The sequence below is a fragment of the Flaviflexus equikiangi genome, assembly GCF_014069875.1.
Classification (GTDB): domain Bacteria; phylum Actinomycetota; class Actinomycetes; order Actinomycetales; family Actinomycetaceae; genus Flaviflexus; species Flaviflexus equikiangi.
In genome coordinates this window covers 193308-215555 of record NZ_CP059676.1, presented here as the reverse complement: position 1 = coordinate 215555, position 22248 = coordinate 193308, and the positions used below count along the sequence as shown (strand labels likewise).

The window sequence follows — 22248 nt, the reverse complement described above, 5'->3', positions numbered from 1 at the left end:
CGAATTCTAGGGGACGTCGGCCTGGATGAGAGTACCCACACCTTTGACCTGGAGATTTCCCTCATCGGCACGAACAAATACGGCCTCACCGAGGTTTAATGTGATCCTCTGCTCGTTCGTCGCGACCTCGATCGCACCAGACAGGGAGAGGAGAATACGGGGGCCGCGACCCGGCAGCGGATGAGCCTGGTTCCAGGCCCACAGGTCCGTCACGGACAGCTCGAAATCCTCCACCGGCGCATAGAAGGTACGCGTCACGTCGGAAATATGTTCGGGCGCGATACGAATCGGAGGGGCCGCAATATAGTCGACCGTCGCGAGGAGCTCCTGCACGTCGATGTGCTTCGATGTCAGACCTGCCCGCAGCACATTGTCCGAATTCGCCATGATCTCGACGCCGACGCCGGACATGTAGGCGTGAACGGTTCCCGCGGGAACGAAGAGGGCCTCGCCCGGCTGGAGCGTGACCGGGTTGAGGAGCAGGGAGGCGACAACGCCGGGATCACCGGGATAGTGGTCGGCCAGGTGGCTGACGATCCGATCCGCGCGCAGTGATGGTGAGCTGCCGCTTTCCAGCCTGGCGCGACAGCCCTCGACGAGTGCTGTCACCTCGTCCTCGCTCGGCCGCGTCTCCTCGCTCAACAGGTATTCGAAGCAGCGCCGCACACCGGCAGCGCTTCGATCCTCACGCAGGTACATCGACAGCGTGGCGGCGATCGTGCAAGGCAGGTCCGCGATCACGTCCGCGACGCGGCGTGGAGCCCGGAAGCCGGCAATGGCCTCGAAGCGCTCGAGCGCGAGAAGCAGCTCCGGCTTGTGGTTCCTGTCGAGGTAGGAGCGTGTCGGGGCTGTCAGCGGGATTCCCGCCCTCTCCTCGTCATCGAACCGCCGGGCCGCCTGCTCGCGGCTGGGATGGACTTGAAGGGAGAGCGGCTTCGCGGGGGCGATGAGCTTGAGAAGGTACGGGAGCGTGTTCCCCATCTGTGCCACGTCCGGGCCAAGGGCCCCCTCGGGATCGGCGAGGACATAGGAGCGCAGATCCTGCTCCGAGCCATCGGCGCCCCGCCCGTACACCATGCCATCGCCGATGATCGCAGGGCCGGCCGAATGCGTCCCGAGCCAGACTTCCGCAACCGGGGCCGCGCTCTCGCCAAGGTCGAACAGTGCCGGTATCGCCGTCCTCGACCCCCACGCGTAGTCCTTGACGATCCCGCGAACCCTCTCCACTAAGTCGCGCTTTCCACAATCTCGATGTCGGTCTCGTTGAGGACGGGATCCGACTGGTCCCACAGCTTCTGCTGCTTCGGAGCATCTGTCTCCGAGTGCGCACCGCACCCGTGATCGAGAGACACGACCTTGCCGTCGTCAGGGGACCACTCGTTGGCGCAGACACCGAACATGCTTCGTGCCGACCCTGCCATGAGCATCATGAACGCACACGTCGAGCAGTTCGCCTTCGCCGCACGCGTCGACGGGTTGTCCGGCCCGCGATCGGAGTTGTACCACCTGTTGAACGCCTCCTTGCGGCCCTGCTGGGACAGCACGCGGGCCCGCCCGAGGCCGAGCTCGAACTCCCGCAGCTGATCAGCATCGTCCGAGGTGTCTTCGAAGCCCTCGACAAGGCGCGGATCCTCTGCCCGGTACGGGAGGGGCTCCACGCCGGACACGTCGTCCGGTTCGAGACGGTCTGCCCACGGCACCCACTCGGGGGCGACAAGAGCCTCCGGGCCGGGCTTCAGCGAGAGCTCGTTGACGGTGACTTTCCGCGAGCGCGGGGCACGAGACTGGGTGACGGCCCAGAACCAGCCGGAGTATCCGGGAAGAAGACAGGTGAAGGCATGGGTGAGGACGCGCTCTGCCTCGAGAACGACGCCCTGGTGGTCGCCAATGGAGTCTGCTGGGGTGATATCGACCAGAGCCTCCCTCGCCAGATCGACCGCCTGCGCGAGAGTCTTCTCCTTCGTGACCGTCTGGACCGGCACCAGCCTGCTCATGCGTCGAACTCGCTTGCCAGGGTCCGCAGCGCGTCGGCTATTCGCTGACCGCCCTCGGGATAGCGGCCGCGCCGCAGCTGCCCTGACGCATTGTCGAGAAGCTTGATGAGGTCCTCGATGATGGGGACCATTTCTTCCGGCTTGCGCCGGTTGACTTTCGCGAGGGAGACGGGCGCTTCCTTGATCTCAACGGACAGCGCATGGAGGCCTCGACGGCCCTCCGCAACGGAATACTCTACGCTGGTCCCTTTTCGGGGACGCGCACCGACCGGGAGAACCGACTCGGGGAAATACACGTCCCGCCCGTCGTCACCGGTGATGTAGCCAAAACCCTTGTCTTGGCTGAAGAACTTTACCTTGCCAGTTGGCACGCCAGCTCCTTCTTCAATAGTAGAGATGCCACTCCAGTCTACCGCCTTCCCCCGTCCGCCGTGCCCTCGGGGCAGTCCAACCCGGGGCCGCCCGGCTTAGCCGGTTGCGAAATACGGCCCCGGACCAGCTCTCCGGAGGTGCCCCAAGCCACAAAACGGATAGACTGTGCTCACCCATCGACCGAAAGAAGTAGTGTCACATGACGATCATCCATGGAGGGCCTGTCGCGAGCGTTGAGCCCTTCCGCCCAACCGATCTGCTCTCCGACCCGAACGGTGTCGTGGAGAACCCCCAGGCGGCGGAGGATGCGCTCTACGATCTGGCCGATCAGAGCGGCGATGAGCTCTACATCGTCTTTGTCAGCGACTTCGGAGACCTGGGCCCCAGCCAGTGGGCCGCCGAGGCGAGTTCCGCTGTCATCGACGAGGGCGACGCTCTCATTGCGATCGCCACTGATGCCACCGAAGTGGGCTATTGGTCGCTGAACGAGGACGTCGCGAACAGCGTCGAGGCGGCTATCATCACCGCGCGTCCCGAACTCCGTGAAGGCGACTGGGATGGCGCGATCCAAACCATCACGTCCGAGCTGTCGTCCGACGGCGGAGGTCTCACCGGTGGGAGCGAAGGCTCATCCGGTCTCGCCGCCTTCGCACTCGTCTCCGTTGCACTCATCGCCGCATTGATCGCCGTCGCGGCGTTCCGCAAGAGCCGCAGCTCGAAAGCGAAGGCACGGAAGGCGTCCGAGAATCTGGAGGCCCTCGGGAAGAGAGCATCCAACGCCCTGATCGAGGCGGATGATGGCGTGCGCGAGTCTGCCGCGGAGCTCGAGTTCGCGAAGGCGGAGTTCGGCCTGCAGGCAACCGTCCAGTTCGATGAGGCTCTCCGTCTTGCACGGGACGAAGTCCAGCAGGCCTTCGAGGTCCGCAAGAAGCTCGATGACAACATTCCCGACACCGATGCTGAGAAGCACGCCTATTACACGGCGATCCTCGAGCATACGGAACGTGCACGCCTCGCGATCGCCGCGCAGGAGGAGGAGTTCGCGAAGCTTCGAGACATGAATGCTCGCGTCCACGAGATCCTTGCCAATCTCGCCACCCGCATCCACGAGATCACCCCCCGGATCCCCTCCGCCCAGGCTCAGATCGATACGCTGGGCTATCGCTTCCCCCAGGCCGCTCTCGCCACCCTGCAGACGTATCCGGGCAAGGTGACCGAGCTTCTCGCGGCGGCAAAGGAAGCAGTGGCGAAGGGACAGGAGCAGGTTTCACTCGATCAGCGCTCCCAGGCCTCCGTTTTCGCTCGGATCGCCGAGTCCCACGTCCAGCAGGCTTCTCACCTTCTCGACGAGGTGACGAATGCCGAACAGACCCTCCTCAATGCGAAGAAGGACCTGCAGAAGGCCATCGCATCCCTCTCGTCCGATGTGGAGGATGCGAAGCGTCTCGGCAGAGGCGATCAGACGATCCTGGCCCGCCAGGCTGCGGCGGAGCGCGCACTCTCGTACGCCGTGGACTCGAGTGCCGATCCGATCCTTGCGCTCGGCCAGCTCGAGGAGGCTGAGACCGCTATCGACTCCGCTCTTGCGGGTGTGCGCCAGGCTGAGGAGAACCATCAGCGCCTTATCGCAGGCGTGGAGAAGGCCCGGAATGCTGCCGACCGCAGGATTCACGCAGCCGATATCCTCATCGACTCGAACCGCCGCACCATCGGCTCCGGGGCCCGCACCTCCCTCGCCGCCGCTCGCTCCGCCATGTCGGCAGGCGAACGAGCCTCCGGTATCGACGAGAAGCTCTCTCACTTCCAGGAGGCCGAGCGTCACGCACGCCGCGCCGAAGACGAGGCGAAGAACGACATCAGCCGCCTCGACCAGAGCCAGTTCTACGGCGGACGCCGCGGCGGGGGCGGCAACAACATGATGACGGGGCTCCTCATCGGCTCGATCCTCTCCGGCGGTTTCGGAGGCGGCAACAACGGTGGCGGCTTCTCCTCGGGCTCCTTCGGCGGGGGCGGCTTCGGCGGCGGAGGCTTCGGCGGCGGAGGCGGCGGGGGCGGCTTCGGCGGAGGCATCGATTTCTAACTGTTACGTTCACAATTTCCAACGAAAGGTTCACCATGGCTGAAAAACAGTCCATTCTCGGTCGCGTAAGCCAGCTCGCTCGGGCAAACATCAACTCCCTCCTCGATCGTGCGGAGGATCCCCAGAAGATGCTCGATCAGCTCGTCCGCGACTACACGAATTCCATTGCTGAGGCGGAGGATGCGATTGCTGTGACGATCGGCAACCTCCGTCTCGCGGAGGCCGATCACGCGGAGGACATGCGGGAGGCTGAGGATTGGGGCCGCAAGGCGATCGCAGCATCGGATCGCGCCGAGCAGTTCCGCTCCTCGGGCGACGAGGGCAATGCCAAGAAGTTCGACGATCTGGCGAAGGTGGCGCTCTCGAAGCAGATCGCCGCCGAGTCGGAGGCCCGTTCCGCGGAGCCCATGATCGATTCGCAGAACCAGGTCGTCGACCAGTTGAAGGCCGGCCTGCAGACCATGCACCAGAAGCTCGATCAGCTGAAGTCGCGCAGGGACTCTCTCGTCGCCCGCCAGAAGTCTGTCGCGGCCCAGGCGAAGGTCCAGGAATCGATGGCGTCGATCAACGTTCTCGATCCCACGTCGGAGATCTCCCGCTACGAGGAGCAGATCCGCCGGCAGGAGGCTGTGGTCGCGGGCAGGAAGGAGCTCCAGGGCTCCTCGCTGGCAGACCAGTTCGCCGAGCTCGAGGACCATTCCCAGGATGTCGAGATCGAGGCGCGTCTCGCGGCCCTCAAGGCTGCCAAGCAGCGCCCGGGCGAGATCGAGTCCGGAGAGAACACGACGATCTACTAGCATCCGGTAGCTGTCTGGATCATTCGAGGGGACCTGGGAGACCGGGTCCCCTCATTGAGGAAACTCGCCTCCCATTCACAGGCAACGTCCAGCAAACTTCAAGATAATGGGTGTCATGAGTTCTGAAGCAAAAATCCTTGTTGTCGATGACGAGCCGTCTATCCGCGAGCTTCTCAGCGCATCGCTGTCCTTCGCCGGCTTCGAGGTGCGCATGGCGGCCGATGGTCATGAGGCCGTCTCCCAGGTATCTTTCGTGCACCCCGATCTTGTCGTCCTCGACATCATGCTGCCGGACATGGACGGCTTCGAGGTGCTGAAGAAGCTCCGCGAGCACGAGCCCGGCCTTCCCGTCCTCTTCCTCACCGCGAAGGATGACATCCAGGACAAGGTGCGCGGCCTGTCGATCGGCGGCGACGACTATGTGACGAAGCCGTTCTCGCTTGAAGAGGTAGTTGCCAGGATCCGCGCGATCCTGCGCCGCACCAACGACGAACGGGAGGAGGGCAACATCGTGTACGCCGATCTTGTCCTCAACGAGGATTCGTACGAAGTGCACCGCGCGGGAGTCAACATCGAGCTCTCTCCGACCGAGTTCAAGCTCCTTCGCTATCTCATGATCAACGCAGAACGCGTCGTGTCGAAAGAACAGATCATCGACCACGTGTGGGATTACAACTGGAACGGCGAGATCTCGATCGTCGAGTCCTATATTTCGTATCTGCGGCGCAAGATCGATTCGTCCGAGGCGCTCGGTGTCGAGGTGAAGCCCCTCATCCATACGAAGCGCGCTATCGGCTATGTCCTTCGCGAACAGAAGTAGTCTTGCGTAACGAGAAGAGCCTCACGGGGCGACTTGTCGCCCTCTACGTCCTCGTGCTCACCATCGCCCTCGGTGCCGTGTTCATGAGCACGATGACGGTGATGAGCCAGGTGCTCCTCAATCAGGTGGATGATGATCTGAAGTCGTCGGGCGCGACGATCGCTCAACAGACCTTCAGTGCCCTCACCGGCACGAACGTCCAGGTCGTCCCCTCCCCCTACTACATCTATGTGAAGAACGAGTTCAACGCGGACTGGCAGTACATGTCGCCGTCGATGCAGGAGCGCTACGGCACACCCCAGGATGTGACGGCCGTCTTCGACGGGGAGCCCGCCCAGCCGATCACCATACCTGGCACGATCGAGCACTCGAGCTGGCGCGCCATCTACCTCAACACCGTCTCGGACCAGTTCCCGGCTGTCGCTATCGCATATCCGCTGGCGAATATGGAGCAGACGAAGGCGGAGATGATGCTCATTCTCTTCATGATCGCCTCCTCCGTCGTCGCGCTCGGGGCAATCATCTCCTATTTCATGGTGCAGCACGCCCTCAAGCCCCTCCGCATCATCGAGCACACGACGAGACAGATCTCGCGAGGGGATCTCGGCCAGCGCGTGCCGACAGAGAACCTGGGAGTCGAGGTGGGTCATTTGGCCGGCTCGATCAACATCATGCTCGGCCAGATCGAAGCCGGTATGCATGCTCGTCAGCGCTCCGAGGACAAGATGAGGCAGTTCATCTCCGATGCGTCGCATGAACTCCGCACCCCGCTCGCATCCGTTCGCGGCTATGCCGAGCTCTATCGCATGGGCGGCATCGGGCCCGACAAGGTCGGCCAGGCCATGGACAGGATCGAGTCCGAGTCACGGCGAATGGGAGGCCTCGTGGAGGACCTGCTTCAGCTTGCCCGCCTTGACGAGTCGCGGCCGTTGACGATGACATCTGCGAACCTCACGGACATCGCACAGGGCGCCGTCATGGACTTCCATGCGCGGGCTCCAGAGTATTCGGCCCGCGTCATCGGTCTCCACGGCGAAGAACCCCAGCCTGTCATTGCGCGGGTCAACAGGGACAAGATCGCTCAGGTCATCTCGAACCTGCTCAGCAACGTCCTCCAGCACACCCCGGCGGGGACCGCCGTCGACGTCGCGGTCGGAGTCGAGCGCATGAACTCGGCGGCCGGGATGGTCTCGATGGCGATCATCGAAGTTCGAGATCACGGCCCCGGCATCCCGCCCGATAAGCAGGAGAAGGTGTTCGAACGGTTCTATCGCGTCGATACGTCTCGGTCACGAGCTTCGGGAGGATCCGGACTTGGCTTGGCGATCGTTGCCTCGATCGCCGCCGCACACCACGGCTCCGCGAACGTCAGCACCACCCCGGGTGGCGGCACGACGGTGTCTTTGAACTTCCCCATTCCCGCAGACCTGTCGGATCCCGCACCGTCTGACGCGGCGCGATCGGAGAAGTGAGCAGCGGGCGGTTACGCAGTCAGCCGGCGCTAGGCGGCGTCGAGATCAACGCCTTCACCGGAATGAGGGTGCCCTGTCGCTCTCATCGCCTCGACGCAGGCTTTGATCCGAGCATTGTAGTGTTCGACCGTTTCATCGCTCTCTGCCTGCATGGGAGCCCCGATGACGAGCTTGACTCGGGGCCTGCCCGGCTTCGGCCAGAACGCCCCCACCGGCATCGCATCGTGTCCCCCGATGAGGCCGATGGGAACAATCGGAACGCCGAGCTTCTGGGAGAGGGCGGCTGCTCCCGCCTTGAACTCTCCCATGCGCCCGTCACGGGAGCGTGTGCCTTCGGGGAAGATCAGGATCGGTATCCCGGCCTTGAGCAGGCGCCCCGTCATACCGGCGGCGGGGCTGGGCCCCTCCTGGGACGTGAGTCCCCGCCCGGACGACTTCTTGATCTTGCCCTTGCGCTCGATCGGGTACGTGTTGAAGAACAGCGCGGTCAACCGGGATACGAAGCGTTTCCGATAGAAATAGTCGGCGGCTGCGCCGGTCGCGAGATTCTCGGTGATATCAGCCGGAAGGAGCGTGAACATCATCGGCGCGTCGAGATGGCTGGAGTGGTTGCCGACGACGATGAAGGCACCCGTGAGCCCCTCGACGAGCTCTTCGCCCTCGACGGAGGCGGAGACGATGGAGGAGATGAGAGGGCGCGCTATGCCGCGCCGTATGATCCTCCGCGCGATCCGGTGGGAACGTGACGTGTATTGGGTGAGCGGATGAAGGGTAGTCACTGGCGCCCCTTGTTGATCGAGTGGACCACGGACCTGACCACGCCCTGGGGGCCGCGCTCTGCGAAGAAGCCGATCGCCTTGAACCGTTTGGACGGAATCGAGCGAACCTTGCCCTTCTCCGTGTCATCGAGGCACTCCCGCACGACACGATCCGCTTCCAGCCACAGGAAGTCCGGAATGTTCGATGTCTTGACTCCGGTGCGCTGATGGAACTCGGTGCGCACCCAGCCCGGCATGAAGGTCGTCACATGAACGCCATGGTCACGGAGCTGAAGGTAGAGAGATTCTGAATAGGTTCGCGCCCAGGACTTGATGGCGGAATAGCCGCCCATGGGGACCAGTCCCGAGATCGAGGCCGTGTTGATGATGATGCCGTGTCCGCGTTCCTTCATCGCGCCGCCCGCCGCGGCGCCGAGCCGCAGCACGGCCCACAGCATGACCTCAAGAGCAGTTCTGTGGGGGGCGAAGTTCTCGGTGACCAGGGGCTCGTACAGCCCAGCTCCGGCGTTGTTGACGAACACTTCGATCGGAGCGTCGGCGTCTGCGAGGCGGGCCGCCACAGCATCCTGCCCCTCGGTCGTGGCCAGGTCGGCGACGATGGCCTCGACCTTCACCTTGTAGCGCCACTCCAGCATCGTCGCGGTCCGTTCGAGCCTGTCGGCATCACGCGCGACGAGGACGAGATCGAGACCCCGCTCGGCAAGCTGGCGCGCGAACTCTAGTCCCATTCCGGAGGTCCCGCCAGTGATGAGAGCACACCCAAAGATGCGGGGGTGGGGACTCTTAGCCATGGGATCGACCTTCCTTACGAGTAGTATCTCCCAGGGTAATGCACACCGGCCCGGTGCGGGACACTGAGCCTGTCGCAACTTGACCCGCAAGAGTCTAGACTTCCGGTGATCGCAGAAAGGCTTCGAAACTCGATGGATTACCCACAGTGGCTTCTCCCCACGTTTATCCGCAGTGCCCGGGCGGCTGGTGCCACGGCGTCCGATGAGGAGCTGTCAGCGGCCGCCATGCGGCTCATGGGCCGTTGGGGCGCACCCAACCGCCACCACCACGGCCTTCATCATCTCTGCGACATGCTGTCGAGGATCACGACTCTCGCGCCGGAGACCCATCACCCGGAGCTCGTGAGCCTGGCGGCCTTCTATCACGGGTGCGTGTTCTCCACTGCGGACAAGGACACGTATACGCGCAACGGCGGCGAGAACGAGGTCGAGTCGGCGCGAGTCGCACGCTCCGAACTGGCCGCTATCGGCATCGCGCCCGCTACCGTCGACCGAGTCGCGGACCTCATCACGGGCATGAAGAAGCAGCCTCGAGAGATCGATCCCACGATATCGACGACGCTCAATGCGATCGATATCGACAAGCTTGCCCTGCGCGACGCACATCTCGGCGCCCTCGCGGCGGGCCCCCAAAAGTACACGAAATATCTCGATCAGGTGAGCAAGGAGTACAGCCACGTCCCGCAGGAGGCGTTCCTCCGCGCACGCCGCGAGATCATCGGGAAGCTCTTGGCGCGCCGGCAGATCTTCCTCACCCCTCTCGGACGCCAGTGGGAGGGCCCCGCCCGGGATAATCTCGCCGGTGAGCTCGAGCGGATCGAGACGCGGCTGGCCGCGCTGCACGATGAGAGGTCGGCGGAGGAAGCCGCACCGCTCCCCCGCGGCGAGGAGAGGCCGCTCTCCCCCGAGGAGTACGCGAAGCTTCGGCAGGGCAATGAGCGGGTAGTGGAGGAGATCGCCTCCCCTGACAGCCTGCCGCCCGCTGCCAAGAAAGAGTCGGACAGATCATCGCTGGAAACCATCCCCGATGATTCCGAGCCGGGCAGCCCTCCCCGCACGCTGACGACCGAGAAGAAGAAGATGGCTGAGCGGGAGGAGATCGCGCGGAAGATGCAGGAACGTATGGCGCGGCGCCAGCGCGGCCTGCCGGGCGAGAGTATCGCCACCCCACCGTCCCCGGTCGCCTCCCCGCCGTCCGCCCCGTCGCAGGCAAGCCCACCATCGGCACCCACGCCCGAGTGGCATGACGATGACGATTCGGCCCGTGCCGGCTTCGAACGCGAACCCGACTACTAAATCCGCTGGAGAGACACGTGTGGGGGAGCACCACGGTGCTCCCCCACAACTATGACGGTTTAGTACATGCCGCCCATGTCGTCGCCACCGGCTGCCGGTGCGGCAGGCTCAGGCTTGTCTGCGACAACAGCCTCGGTGGTGAGGAACAGGGAGGCGATGGAGGCCGCGTTCTGCAGGGCAGAGCGGGTCACCTTCACCGGGTCGTTCACGCCGGCTGCGAGGAGATCCTCGTAGACGCCCGTGGCTGCGTTGAGGCCGACACCCTTGGCAGAGTTGGCGACCTTCTCAGCGACGACGCCGCCTTCGAGGCCCGCGTTGATGGCGATCTGCTTGAGCGGTGCGGAGACGGCGGAAGCGACAATCGCCGCGCCCGTCGCTTCGTCGCCCTCGAGGCCGAGGCCGTCGATGACGTCCTTGGCGGCCTGGATGAGTGCAACGCCGCCACCGGGGACGATGCCCTCTTCGACAGCGGCCTTCGCATTGCGGACAGCGTCCTCGATGCGGTGCTTGCGCTCCTTGAGCTCAACCTCGGTCGCTGCGCCAGCCTTGATGACAGCAACGCCGCCAGCAAGCTTGGCGAGACGCTCCTGGAGCTTCTCGCGATCGTAGTCGGAGGTCGAGTTCTCGATCTCACCCTTGATCTGGTTGACGCGGCCCTCGATGGCTTCGGTGGTGCCGGCGCCTTCGACGATGGTGGTCTCGTCCTTGGTCATGACGATCTTGCGGGCCTGGCCGAGCAGGTCGAGATCGGCGTTCTCCAGCTTGAGGCCGACGGTCTCGGAGATGACCTGGCCGCCGGTGAGGATCGCGATGTCCTGGAGCATGGCCTTGCGGCGGTCGCCGAAGCCCGGTGCCTTGACGGCTGCGGACTTGAAGGTGCCGCGGATCTTGTTGACGACGAGCGTAGCAAGCGCTTCGCCTTCGATGTCTTCCGAGATGATGACGAGGGGCTTGCCGGTCTGCATGACCTTCTCGAGGAGGGGCAGCAGGTCCTTGACGTTCGAGATCTTCGACTCGACGAGGAGGACGTAGGAGTCTTCGAGGACGACTTCCTGGCGCTCTGCGTCGGTGACGAAGTAGGGGGACAGGTAGCCCTTGTCGAAGCGCATGCCCTCGGTCAGCTCGAGCTCGAGGCCGAAGGTGTTGGACTCCTCAACGGTGACCACGCCTTCCTTGCCGACCTTGTCGAGTGCTTCGGCGATGAGCTCGCCGATAACGGAGTCGCCGGCGGAGATAGCGGCAGTCGCTGCGATCTCTTCCTTCGTCTCGATCTCCTTGGCGTCTGCGAGGAGACGCTCGGTGATGGCTGCGACGGCCACGTCGATGCCCTTCTTGAGGGCGATCGGGTTGGCGCCTGCGGCGACGTTGCGGAGACCTTCACGGACGAGTGCCTGTGCCAGGACGGTCGCCGTCGTGGTGCCGTCACCCGCGATGTCGTCGGTCTTCTTCGCAACTTCCTTGACAAGCTCGGCGCCGATGCGCTCGTAGGGATCCTCGAGCTCGATCTCCTTGGCGATGGACACACCATCGTTGGTGATCGTGGGGGCGCCCCACTTCTTGTCGAGAACAACGTTGCGGCCCTTGGGGCCAAGCGTTACCTTGACGGTGTCTGCGAGGATGTTGAGTCCGCGCTCCATACTGCGACGAGCATCCTCGTTGAAAGCAATGGTTTTAGCCATAGCGGTGATAAACCTCCACTGGTGCGACCGACGCCCGCGACGGACGATCACTCCGGACCGGACTTTCCGGACCGTCATGACCTCATCGGTCGAAATTCTGTCACTCTCGCATGGAGAGTGCTAATTAGATTCTGGCACTCTCACCGTGCGAGTGCAAGGTGGAACGGAAGTTCATGCTGTCAGCGAATGACGATGAGGATGTCCGCCCCGCCGGTCATGGCGGCGTTCTCTGCCCAGAAGTTGATGTTGAGAGTCTGGGCCAGGTGCTGCGCGGTCGCATACAGCTCTGGGGAGGAGAAATAGATCGCGCTATACGTGGGTGTCGTGGAGGCGAAATCGGCGGAGGCGATGGCCGTGTAGCCGGCGACGAGGAGCGTCGATTCGGTCGGATCCGTGCCGCCGGCGACGCCCGTGCCGTTCATGAGGTCGATGCTCGCGTTATACTCCACGCCGTCGACGGGAGGCAGCGTCTCGATCGCCGGCTCTTCGGTTGTCTCGACCGGTTCGCTTGTCTCGGCCGGTTCTGTCGTCTCGACGCCGTCCGTCGAGCCCGGATCGTCTGTCACGTCCGATGATGTCTCCTCATCGGCAGCACCCGTGGGAGATTCGCCTGCACTCGTCGAGGTCGTCTCCGCCATGAAGGGATTCGTCATGCCGTCCTGGCTCATGAGCTCGACCACTCCCCATCCCGCCAGCGGCGCGAAGACGAGCGCCGCGAGGAGTGGAGCGAGGACGACGGACCAGTGCCGGCGCCGACGGTGCGAGCCTCGTAGGCCGCGTTCGTCGGCCAGCTCATCGAATTCATCCCTGGGATACTGCTCCACGAGCATCACTTTAGCCTGTCAGCTGGCGGAGTGGGCACTTGTCGTTCCGCGTTCCGCCGCTCGCGCTTCCCGCAGGCGCCTCAGACGGCCCACGGTGACGGGCTTCGCGTAGATAGCGGCCGTGTCATCGAGGAGCCGATTGAGACGGATATGGTATTTCGTCGTCGACCATCCCAGCGTCTGCCGGATCGCCTCGGCCTTTGTCGGGAAACGATCCTGCCACGTGTCTTCCAGCTCGAGGACCAGCAGGTCTTCGTCGCTCAGGTCAGCCATGTCAACTCCACCGAACCATCGTAACCTGGTCCCATGGTGAAACCGATTGCAGAGCTCATGGCACCCGACTGGGCGGAGGCCATGGCCCCCGTGGAGGACAATATCCATGCCATGGGAGAGTTCCTGCGCGCCGAGTCGGCGGCGGGCCGAGACTTTCTCCCTGCGGGAGAGAGGATCCTGCGTGCTTTCTCGACTCCCATGGCCGATGTTCGGGTGATCATCGTCGGCCAGGATCCGTATCCGACCCCGGGGCATGCGGTTGGGCTGTCGTTCTCCGTCGCTCCGGACGTCCGCCCGCTCCCGCGGTCCCTCGTGAATATCTACAGGGAACTGTCCGATGATCTCGGCATTCCGCCCGCCCGGACGGGCGATCTCAGTGCCTGGCAGGAGGAGGGCGTCCTCCTGCTCAACCGTGTTCTCACCGTTCGGCCGGGGGCGGCCGCCTCTCATCGCGGGCTCGGGTGGGAGGAGATCACCTCCCATGCCATCTCCCAGCTCTCCGCCAGGGGCGGCCCCCTCGTCGCGATCCTCTGGGGCAGGCAGGCGCAGGAGCTTGCACCGCTTTTCGATGCGCCGATCATCGCCTCGGCACACCCTTCTCCCCTGTCGGCATCACGCGGATTCTTCGGGTCGCGGCCGTTCAGCACGGCCAACACACTTCTAGAAGAGCAGGGCGCACCTCCGATCGATTGGCGCGTTGAGCGTTAGGGGCTCTCACTCACGATGATCGTGCCCTTCGCGCCGCGTTCCGCCTCGGACATGATGTGGTTGACGAGGGTGTACGTGCCCGCTTCCGGGAAGACGAGTTCGACGAATCCTCCCTCGGCCGGCATGAGGCCCAGCGCCTGGGAGCCGCCCGTCTGCGATTGCGGTCCGAGCAGATAGTCGCCCTCTTTCCAGACCGTGTCGAACTGGCCTCCCACGATGTGGAAGCTCGTCGACACATTGGGGCCCGCGTCAACGACCCAGAAGCGGACGCGTTCCCCGACAGCGACCTCGATGGGCCGGTGCACATACTGGTTCGGATATCCGTTGTAGTGCGCCGTGTCGTGATCGCCGTCCGCGATCTTCTCGGAGTCCGCGACCTCCCCGGGAGGCCCGTAGTAGGACTCGCCGTGGACCATGACGAACTCGTGATCCACGTCGGGCAGATCGGCGGGCTCGATGATGACCGCGCCGTACATGCCGTTGGCGATATGAAGGGACATGGGGGCTGTCGAGCAGTGGTACATCCACGCTCCCGCGCGCTCTGCCGTGAACGTGTAGGTGAGCTCTTCCCCGGGCTCGATCGTCCTCATGGGTCGATCGGGCGCGAGGGCGCCCGCATGGAAGTCGATGGAGTGCCCCATCGTCCCATCGTTCACGAGGGTGACGATGAACGTGTCTCCCACCTGCCCGTGAAGAGTCGGTCCCGGCATGGTCTCGTTGAACAGCCACAGGCTCTGGGTCAGTCCCGGGGCCACTTCCTTCTCCATCTCGCTCACCCTCAGGGTCACGCGGTGCTCCGTCACCCCCGTGTCCCGCGCCAGGCGCGGATCCACATACCGATCGGGATCCATGTTCCCGGCAAGGTCGAAGTCACTCTCGGGGGTCGCATGGTCGCCCGCGTGTGGAGATGCTTCTGGCGAGGGGCCTCCCTCGACGTCGATGGTCAGCGTCATCCCCATCTGCCGGTGGCCTGCGATCGAGCACCATCCGTCAACCGCTCCCCCGATGATTCCGGCCTCGAAGACCATCGTGTCGCCGGGTGCGATCCTGCCCGAACTCGCACCCGTGTCAAGAACAAGATCGTGGGACTGTCCGTCGCTGTTCGTCAGGATGATCGTCAGCTCGTTGCCGGCAGGAACCGTCACTCGATCCGGCACGAACCTCATGTCGACCATGGTCACGTCCACCTCGGTCGTCTCGCCCGACGGCGCGACGGTCTGCGCGGCGGGACGCACGATTCCGGACGACACCGGATCGGCCGCTACCGCACCGACGACGAGCAGTGCCACGGCGCCGACAGAGACGAGGACGGAACCCCGCCGTGCAGGGACGGGCACGATGTTCCCCTCCCCGTCGATCAGCGGTGGCGGCGCCTGGTCGAGCTGGGACGATGAGACCGGCAGGGTCGCCCACACCAGGCATGCCACGGTCGCGAGGACGGAGACAAGAGCGGCAAGGGACGTGACGACAAGGACGAGGCTCGCGCTGGCTAGGACGTAGAGAGCAAGGCAAGCGTTGGGGACGACGAGCCGCCACACGTGGCCGCTGTCCGTCCGCGCCTGGCGGACCCGGACATGCTTGGGGCCGCCCCCTATCACCACCGGCAGGAGATAGCTCAGCGCACCCACGACGATCTGGGCGACGCCCCCACCGAGCAGCGGGAGCGTCACGGCACCGAGGTTTCCGATCACGCCAGCCGGCTGGTCGACGATCAGGCGGATGCCGAGGGAGGAGATCGTCAGCAGCAGCCAGGCCACCCCGCACGCCACTGACAGGGGCGCGAAGCTCCCCCTCGCCATCCGCCACGTCGCCCGCGCGAGCGGGGCAAGCATGGCGATGGCGGAGACGACGAACACCAGGTAGCCGATGCCCGACATCGCGCCACCGGCGGGTGTGAGCATGAGAAGGAGGCTGCCCAGCGCCGCGAGGATGCTGGCGCCGACAAGGAGCGGGAGGTAGCGGCGGGCCGCCGTCTCAGCACCTGGGGGCAGTTTGGCGCGCACGATCGTGGGCCATAGCGTCAGGAGCGTGCCGACGATGGGGATACCGACCCAGGCGAGAACGTTGAGGGCGACGTGCGCTCCGCGGATGGCGATGGCGGCCTCGGGGGACCACGAGTCGAGCGATAAGAGGTAGCCGAGGGCAATCCCCGGAATGAAGAGCACGGCTGCCGACAGGTAGGCATGGACCGTCACCTCGAACCGTGCCGGCAGAGCATGCCGGAGCTGCCGCCAGAGCCTGGCCGCGTGGACGAGGATCGCCAGCCCCACCGTCACTGAGCCGGCAAGGGTCACTGCACCGATATCGGAGATCATGCCCGCGCCGAGAACGAGGACACCGCAGTTCATGAGCACGAGAACGGCGATTTCGCCGCGCCTGTGCGCCGCGGTGCGAGAGCGCAGGACCGTTGTCGCGAAATGGTTCGTCCAGATGAGGAGAGCGTTCGTCACGACTCCGAGGGTGAACGTGTGCACCATGAGCCAGGTGGCCTCGGGAATGAAGCGGTGTGCGGTCACGGCGGCGGCCGCCGCAATCATCCACACGAAGACGAGTGCTGAAACGCTCTTGTGCCATGCCGAGCGGGTACCGATCATTGTGACTCCGTCGTGTTGGTGCCGGCCGACTGGCGTCCGGGAGTGGTGTTGACGCGCGCACGTGCGGAACCGGCCGCGACGAGAACGAAGATGAGCTGCGCGACGATGAGGACAGTGCCGCCGATCTGCCACATCACGTCCAGCCCTCGAATATCTGCGAGAACGCGGACGAGCAGGCCGCCGTTGACCAGCACTGTCGGCACCCAGAAAGCTGACCGGTAGGGCAGCGGCTTCCCGATAACGGCGGGCAGGATGATCGGAGCATGAGCCATGATCATCGACAGCGTGAATCCGATCGTCACCGCGTGGACGACCGTGTCGTAGACGGGAGAGACGGACAGGCGCCCGCCGAGCACGAGGGCGAGGCCCGCCGCACCGAGCCATGCTGTCGCCGCGAGCATGTTCGCAGCCGCGTAGCGGACCAATCCTGTCCCCGAGACCGTGGTCCGGGCGATGTCGAAGCGTGCCAGCCAGGCCGCGTGCCCGAGCAGGATCAGCCCGAACACCTCATCCCCGCGCCCCGCGGCAAGGACGATGGCAGCCCCGAGGACGAGGGCCAGTGCGAGGAGCCAGGCGACGATCTCGGCATGCTGCGGGAGAGCGAAGGCCGCCAGCTCGACACGTTCGCCGACGATCGTCAAGACGAGGAAGGCCGTGAGCCACGGGATGACTGCGGGGGTCGGGACTCCGGCCCACCAGAGAGTGGCGGCTCCCATGCCGGCGAGGGAGCCCAGGATCTGGATCGAGAGGGCGATCGTCAGCCCCCGATTGGAGAGTTTGGCATAGACAATGACGAGAAGGAGCATGCCGAGCGTGTGGAGAACGTGTGCGACGGGAGGGAGGACGAGAAGCAGGATGCCGCCGATTCCCAGCGCGGCAGGGGACAGCATCGCCCAGCGCTCTCGCAGCGCGATCGCACGCTCAAGGGAGATGAGTGTTCCGAGGAAGCCGAGGGTCATCGCTTGAGCATGCGCGGAAGAGTCGGCTGGCGGGAGAGAAGGCCACACGCCGAGGAGGCTCAGCGCAAGGCTCAGCCCGAGGAGGAGGCTGGCGCCGCCCAGAAAGAGCAGAGACCACCTCACCCAGCCGCCACGACGCCCAACCCCACCTTTATTCACGGTACTAACCGTACTAAATAGGTGGGCGGTAGACCAGCTAGGGAGTCTTCAGTGTGACCCTGCAGGCATGGGGTTCTGCGAACGGCTCAACCCACGCCTTTGCACCCGGGGCCGCCTCCCCGAGCACTCGATCGAGCATGCCCTGGTGGATATCGCAGAGCCCGCGAGGAATGGCACGGTTCGACGTGAGGAGCGGGCATTGGGTCAGAGCCATGCACGTGCCTGTCCGCCCGGTCACCTGCGGCGCGAAACCCATGTCCGACATCAGTGTCGCGACACCATCCACGACGCCATTCTCGGTCGTGAAAGCTCCGCTCTCGAGAATGTCGCTCCCCCACGATTCACCCCACCGGTAACCATCGGCGCGAGCAGTCTCCTCCGGCAGGGAGTTGAGCGCTGAGGTGATGAGGCCGACGAGATGACGCGCAGGCGCTCCTCGGGCGCCAGCATTGGTGCGATACACCTTCCGCGGCCTGCCGCGCCCGGTCGCTTGGACCGTCGATGACGCGACCAATCCATGGCTCTCCAGGACGGCAAGATGCTCCCGCACGGTGTTGGGATGGGACTCGAGACTCTCGGCGAGCTCGACCACCGTGACCGCTCGTCCCAGATCGGCCAGGAGATCGAGAAGCCTGCGCTGTTGCCTTGTCAGCGGAGTGGCCTCGTTCAGCGCCTCCGCCATCGGCCGGGGACCTCCGGCCGGAGTCGGAATCATGGTACCCTCCCTCAATAGTCACGGATCTTTCCTGAGGTTAGCATGCACTTCTGTGGCAACTATCCGCCGAATGGCCCAGATAGGGGCAGTTATGATCGTTGATGGAAAATGATCAGCATTCGCGAGCTTAGCTAAGGAGCGTCAATGCCTGAAGGGCACACCGTTCATCGCCTCGCCGGAGCCCTGACGGAGCTGTTCTCGGGCCAGCGGCCCGCCGTCACGTCACCCCAGGGCAGGTTCTCCCAGGGAGCCGAACGTTTGACCGGGCGCGTGGCACTCCCCGCCCATGCCTGGGGGAAACACTTCTTCATGCCGTTCTCGCACGACCCGGCCCCCGTCAGCCTGGGCGATGATGGTCCGGACTGGCTGCACGTCCATCTCGGCCTCTACGGCTCATGGTCTTTCGCTGGAGATCGGCACTTCGTCGCTGAGGACACCATCGGAGCCCCCAGGAGACGGATCGGCGAGAGGGAAAGCCTCGGCGGAGTATCCGATGAGTGGGAACCACCGGAACCCCGAGACACGGTGCGCGTTCGTCTCGCCCACGAGCACGGGATCGCCGACCTGACGGGCCCCAATCAGTGCCAAGTCCTCACCGGGAGCGACGTGCGCTCCATCGTCTCCAGGCTGGGGCCCGATCCGATCCGCAACGATCCCGGTGACCGCGAGCGCTTCACGAGTCTCGTGCGCCGGCGCAGGGTTCCTGTGGGACAGCTGGTCCTCGATCAGGCTGTCGCCGCTGGGCCGGGGAACATCTATCGCGCTGACTGCCTGTGGCGCGTCGGCATCCACCCGCTGCGCCCCGGCAATCGGGTCTCGGAGGCACGTCTCGGCCTGCTGTGGGACGATCTGGTCGTCGCCATGAGGGAGGGCGTCCGGGACGGCTTCATCCAGACGAACCCGCTCGAGTTCTCACCATCGGATCCTGCTGATGAGAATGACCGAAGATTCGCGGTCTATCATCGCACCGGCAGGCCGTGCTGGCGCTGTGGAACCCCTGTCGCCGACAGCATGCTGGCCGGGCGCAGGCTCTTCTGGTGTCCGGGATGTCAGCACTGATCGGCGAAGAATCTACCGAGGCACGAGTCTGAGGACGGGTGCGGGAATCGCGCTAGGACTTGACGAGGCGGGTGATCGCGGCCATGGCTTCGGCAATCTTGTCGTCTGCGACCTGCCCGCCGGACTGGGCCGCGTCCATGACGCAGTGGCTGAGGTGATCGTTGAGGAGTGAGAGCCCGACATTCTCGAGCGCACTCGTGAGGGCCGCTATCTGGGTGAGAATGTCGATGCAGTACTCGCCCTCGTCGACCATGCGGTGGATGCCCCTGGCCTGACCTTCGATTCGCCGCAGCCTGGCGAGATACTTCGCCTTGTTGTCGTGATATCCGTGATGATGCTCGGACTGGCAGCAGTCACCGGCGGTCTCGTCGATCATGAGTGCATCCCTTCGATTGCCGTTGAGCGGAATCCCCTCAGCCGCAGCGAGTTGGAGACGACAAAGACGGAGGAGAAGGCCATGGCGGCGCCTGCCAGCATCGGGTTGAGCATGCCGAGGGCGGCCAGGGGAATGGCGGCCGTGTTGTAGGCGAAGGCCCAGAACAGGTTGCCCTTGATGGTGCGGAGGGTTCTCCGCGAGAGCCGGATTGCGTCTGCCGCACTGCGGAGATCGCCTCGGATCAGGGCGATGTCGGCTGCTTCGAGGGCGACATCGGTTCCCGTTCCCATGGCGAGACCCAGGTCGGCTTGCGCCAGGGCGGGGGCGTCGTTGACGCCATCACCCACCATGGCAACGACCTTCCCCTCGGCCTGGAGCCGCGTGACGACGTCGACCTTGTCCTGCGGGAGGACGTCGGAGATCACGCGGTCGATGCCGACCGCTCCTGCGATGGTCCGTGCGACACGCTCATGGTCACCTGTCAGCAGGATGGTGTCGAGGCCGAGCTTCTCGAACTGTCGCACCGCTTCCGCAGAGGTAGGTTTCACCTGGTCGGCGACGGCGAGAACTCCCCGCGCCTGGCCCTCCCAGGCGACGACGACAGCTGTCTGACCGTCCTCTTGCGCCTGCCGGAACGGCACCTCCAGGTCTCCCAGAGTCACGCCGTGGCGTTCGAGGAGGGACGGCTTGCCGACGAGGACGCCGACGCCGTCGACGGTGCCGGACACTCCGAAGCCCTCGTGATTGGCGAAGCCATCGACATCGGCCAGGTCGACTTCGCGGCCCGCCCCGTCGGCGATGGCGCGGGCGATGGGATGTTCCGAGGCGTTCTCGAGGCTTCCCGCGCGGCGCAGGAGCGTCTGCCGATCCGTGCCCGCCACCGTGACGCTTTCGAGTGACATGACGCCCGTCGTGACAGTGCCCGTCTTGTCGAGCACGATCGTATCCACGGTCCTCGTCTGCTCGAGGACTTCGGGGCCTTTGATGAGAATGCCGAGTTGGGCACCGCGCCCAGTCCCCACGAGGAGCGCTGTCGGGGTCGCAAGGCCCAGTGCGCAGGGGCAGGCGATGATGAGAACGGCGACAGCCGAGGTGAACGCCATGGTCACGCTGGCCCCCGAGATGAGCCAGGCACCGAGTGTGAGGAGGGAGATGAGGATGACGATCGGCACGAACACGGCGGAGATGCGATCAGCGAGACGCTGCACGTCGGATTTGCCGGTCTGTGCCTCCTCGACGAGTTTCGCCATCTGCGCCAGTTGCGTATCGGAACCGACGCGGGCCGCACGGACGACGATCCGGCCGCTGACGTTGACCGTCGCGCCCGTCACGCGATCACCCTCGGCCACATCGACGGGCACGGACTCGCCGGTCAGCATCGACGCGTCGACAGCGGAGCGTCCCGAGACGACGACACCGTCGGTCGCGATCTTCTCCCCGGGTCTGACGACGAACTCGTCTCCGACCGTCAGCTGTGAGATCGGCAGGCGGGTCTCGACCCCGTCCCGGAGGACGGAGACGTCTTTCGCTCCCATCTCCATCAGCGCCCTCATCGCGGATCCCGCCTCGCGCTTGGAACGCTTCTCGAAATAGCGGCCCAGGAGGACGAACATCGTGACGCCGGCGGCAACCTCGAGATAGATGTTGCCCTCCCCGGAGGACTGGCTCGGGGTCAGGTGGAACCCGTGGGTCATGCCCGGGTGGCCCGCGGTGCCCAAGAACAGCGCGTAGAGCGACCACAGGAACGCCGACAGTGTTCCGAGGGAGATGAGGGTATCCATCGTCGTCGCGCCGTGGCGGAGGTTCGACCACGCTGCGCGATGGAAGGGGAAGGCGGCCCAGACCACGACGGGGGCAGTGAGCGTGAGGCTCAACCACTGCCAGTAGTCGAACTGGAACGCCGGGACCATCGATAGGACGATGACCGGCACGGAGAGCACGACGGCACCGATCACTCGCTGCCGCAGAGTCTCGAGCTCACGGTCAGGCGCCTCTCCGTCCTCGACGATGCTTGGCGCTTCAGGCAGCACTGCCGAATATCCCGCGGCCTCCACCTGCTCGATCAGGCGTGCCGTGTCGTAGCCTTCCGGGATCTCGACACGTGCCTTCTCTGTCGCGTAGTTGACGGTGGCAGAGACGCCGTCGAGCTTGTTGAGCTTCTTCTCGACCCGCGCCGCGCACGAGGCGCACGTCATGCCGCCGATCGTCAGCTCGAGCCATCCCGTGGGACGCTGTTTGACCGCCGCCGAGTATCCTGCCGATTCGACCTGGTTCACGAGGATCTCCGGGTCGTAGCCCTCCGGCACCTCGACGCGCGCGGTCTCCGTCGCGAAGTTGACGGTGGCGGAAACGCCCTCGAGCCTGTTGAGCTTCTTCTCGACCCGCGCCACGCACGAGGCGCACGTCATGCCGCCGATGGTGAGCTCGACGGTGTCGATCAGTGGTGTCGTCATGCGTTCCTCGGTTCTTGACTTGACAGTTGGTTCTCGGCGGGGCGGTCA

Annotated in this window: 20 protein-coding genes; 7 read left to right on the top strand and 13 right to left on the bottom strand. The window is 64.8% G+C overall.

Annotated elements, in window-relative coordinates; all coding sequences use genetic code 11:
* Window positions 1–6: 6 nt before the first annotated feature.
* The 3 genes from manA to H2O75_RS01070 are packed head-to-tail and all read right to left on the bottom strand — an operon-like array spanning window position 7 to window position 2365.
* The gene (gene manA / locus H2O75_RS01080) at window positions 7–1227 is read right to left on the bottom strand and encodes a mannose-6-phosphate isomerase, class I (protein WP_182172495.1); all 1221 of its coding nucleotides are present in this window, start codon (window positions 1225–1227) and stop codon (window positions 7–9) included.
* Complete coding sequence (locus tag H2O75_RS01075) at window positions 1227–1994, bottom strand: DUF3027 domain-containing protein (RefSeq protein WP_182172492.1); 768 nt, start codon at window positions 1992–1994, stop codon at window positions 1227–1229. Before H2O75_RS01075 ends, manA begins: the two co-directional genes overlap by 1 nt.
* Window positions 1991–2365: a cold-shock protein gene (locus H2O75_RS01070; protein ID WP_182172489.1), complete on the bottom strand. Its 375-nt coding sequence runs from the start codon at window positions 2363–2365 to the stop codon at window positions 1991–1993. The genes H2O75_RS01075 and H2O75_RS01070 overlap by 4 nt, the downstream gene beginning before the upstream one ends.
* A gap of 200 nt (window positions 2366–2565) precedes the next feature.
* Here H2O75_RS01070 and H2O75_RS01065 point away from each other — a divergent pair, with 200 nt between their 5' ends.
* The 4 genes from H2O75_RS01065 to H2O75_RS01050 all read left to right on the top strand — a co-directional run bounded on the left by H2O75_RS01065 (window position 2566) and on the right by H2O75_RS01050 (window position 7535).
* Entirely contained in the window at window positions 2566–4446 is a 1881-nt protein-coding gene (locus tag H2O75_RS01065) for a TPM domain-containing protein (RefSeq protein WP_182172486.1), read from the top strand.
* A 35-nt stretch (window positions 4447–4481) separates the two neighbouring features.
* Window positions 4482–5243: a PspA/IM30 family protein gene (locus H2O75_RS01060; protein ID WP_182172483.1), complete on the top strand. Its 762-nt coding sequence runs from the start codon at window positions 4482–4484 to the stop codon at window positions 5241–5243.
* Window positions 5244–5349: 106 nt separating this feature from the next.
* The gene (locus H2O75_RS01055) at window positions 5350–6063 is read left to right on the top strand and encodes a response regulator transcription factor (protein ID WP_182172480.1); all 714 of its coding nucleotides are present in this window, start codon (window positions 5350–5352) and stop codon (window positions 6061–6063) included.
* Window positions 6064–6065: 2 nt separating this feature from the next.
* Window positions 6066–7535 (top strand): sensor histidine kinase, encoded by a 1470-nt coding sequence (locus H2O75_RS01050; RefSeq protein ID WP_182172477.1) that lies wholly within the window; start codon window positions 6066–6068, stop codon window positions 7533–7535.
* Window positions 7536–7564: 29 nt separating this feature from the next.
* Here H2O75_RS01050 and H2O75_RS01045 read toward each other — a convergent pair whose 3' ends face one another.
* Window positions 7565–8314 (bottom strand): lysophospholipid acyltransferase family protein, encoded by a 750-nt coding sequence (locus H2O75_RS01045; protein ID WP_182172475.1) that lies wholly within the window; start codon window positions 8312–8314, stop codon window positions 7565–7567.
* Window positions 8311–9105, bottom strand: coding sequence for an SDR family NAD(P)-dependent oxidoreductase (locus tag H2O75_RS01040; RefSeq protein ID WP_182172473.1), 795 nt, complete (start codon window positions 9103–9105; stop codon window positions 8311–8313). Before H2O75_RS01040 ends, H2O75_RS01045 begins: the two co-directional genes overlap by 4 nt.
* A 132-nt stretch (window positions 9106–9237) precedes the next feature.
* Between H2O75_RS01040 and H2O75_RS01035 the strand changes: the two genes are divergently transcribed.
* Window positions 9238–10401, top strand: coding sequence for an HD domain-containing protein (locus H2O75_RS01035; protein ID WP_182172471.1), 1164 nt, complete (start codon window positions 9238–9240; stop codon window positions 10399–10401).
* A gap of 59 nt (window positions 10402–10460) precedes the next feature.
* Here the strand turns inward: H2O75_RS01035 and groL are convergent, their stop codons facing one another.
* The 3 genes from groL to H2O75_RS01020 form a co-directional block, all read right to left on the bottom strand.
* Window positions 10461–12080 (bottom strand): chaperonin GroEL, encoded by a 1620-nt coding sequence (groL, locus tag H2O75_RS01030; protein ID WP_182172469.1) that lies wholly within the window; start codon window positions 12078–12080, stop codon window positions 10461–10463.
* A gap of 179 nt (window positions 12081–12259) precedes the next feature.
* Window positions 12260–12904 carry a hypothetical protein gene (locus H2O75_RS01025; protein WP_182172467.1) on the bottom strand — a complete coding sequence of 215 codons (645 nt, stop codon included), beginning with the start codon at window positions 12902–12904 and terminating at the stop codon, window positions 12260–12262.
* 18 nt (window positions 12905–12922) lie between these two features.
* Window positions 12923–13177 (bottom strand): DUF3263 domain-containing protein, encoded by a 255-nt coding sequence (locus H2O75_RS01020; RefSeq protein WP_204736203.1) that lies wholly within the window; start codon window positions 13175–13177, stop codon window positions 12923–12925.
* Between the two features lie 33 nt (window positions 13178–13210).
* Here H2O75_RS01020 and H2O75_RS01015 point away from each other — a divergent pair, with 33 nt between their 5' ends.
* Window positions 13211–13885 carry a uracil-DNA glycosylase gene (locus H2O75_RS01015; protein WP_182172462.1) on the top strand — a complete coding sequence of 225 codons (675 nt, stop codon included), beginning with the start codon at window positions 13211–13213 and terminating at the stop codon, window positions 13883–13885.
* Here H2O75_RS01015 and H2O75_RS01010 read toward each other — a convergent pair.
* From H2O75_RS01010 to H2O75_RS01000, 3 genes are all read right to left on the bottom strand, one after another.
* Window positions 13882–16479: a multicopper oxidase domain-containing protein gene (locus H2O75_RS01010; RefSeq protein ID WP_182172459.1), complete on the bottom strand. Its 2598-nt coding sequence runs from the start codon at window positions 16477–16479 to the stop codon at window positions 13882–13884. The genes H2O75_RS01015 and H2O75_RS01010 overlap by 4 nt on opposite strands.
* Window positions 16476–17561 carry a DUF8744 domain-containing protein gene (locus H2O75_RS01005; RefSeq protein ID WP_182172456.1) on the bottom strand — a complete coding sequence of 362 codons (1086 nt, stop codon included), beginning with the start codon at window positions 17559–17561 and terminating at the stop codon, window positions 16476–16478. Before H2O75_RS01005 ends, H2O75_RS01010 begins: the two co-directional genes overlap by 4 nt.
* Window positions 17562–17634: 73 nt before the next feature.
* Window positions 17635–18312: a helix-turn-helix transcriptional regulator gene (locus tag H2O75_RS01000; RefSeq protein ID WP_182172453.1), complete on the bottom strand. Its 678-nt coding sequence runs from the start codon at window positions 18310–18312 to the stop codon at window positions 17635–17637.
* A 144-nt stretch (window positions 18313–18456) separates the two neighbouring features.
* Here H2O75_RS01000 and H2O75_RS00995 point away from each other — a divergent pair, with 144 nt between their 5' ends.
* Window positions 18457–19371: an Fpg/Nei family DNA glycosylase gene (locus H2O75_RS00995; RefSeq protein ID WP_182172450.1), complete on the top strand. Its 915-nt coding sequence runs from the start codon at window positions 18457–18459 to the stop codon at window positions 19369–19371.
* 52 nt (window positions 19372–19423) lie between these two features.
* On the opposite strand, the gene H2O75_RS00990 is transcribed toward H2O75_RS00995, so the two are convergent.
* Both H2O75_RS00990 and H2O75_RS00985 read right to left on the bottom strand, forming a co-directional pair.
* Window positions 19424–19747, bottom strand: coding sequence for a metal-sensitive transcriptional regulator (locus H2O75_RS00990; RefSeq protein WP_182172447.1), 324 nt, complete (start codon window positions 19745–19747; stop codon window positions 19424–19426).
* On the bottom strand, window positions 19744–22200 hold the full coding sequence (locus tag H2O75_RS00985; protein ID WP_182172444.1) for a heavy metal translocating P-type ATPase: 2457 nt from the start codon (window positions 22198–22200) through the stop codon (window positions 19744–19746). Before H2O75_RS00985 ends, H2O75_RS00990 begins: the two co-directional genes overlap by 4 nt.
* Between the last annotated feature and the right edge of the window lie 48 nt (window positions 22201–22248).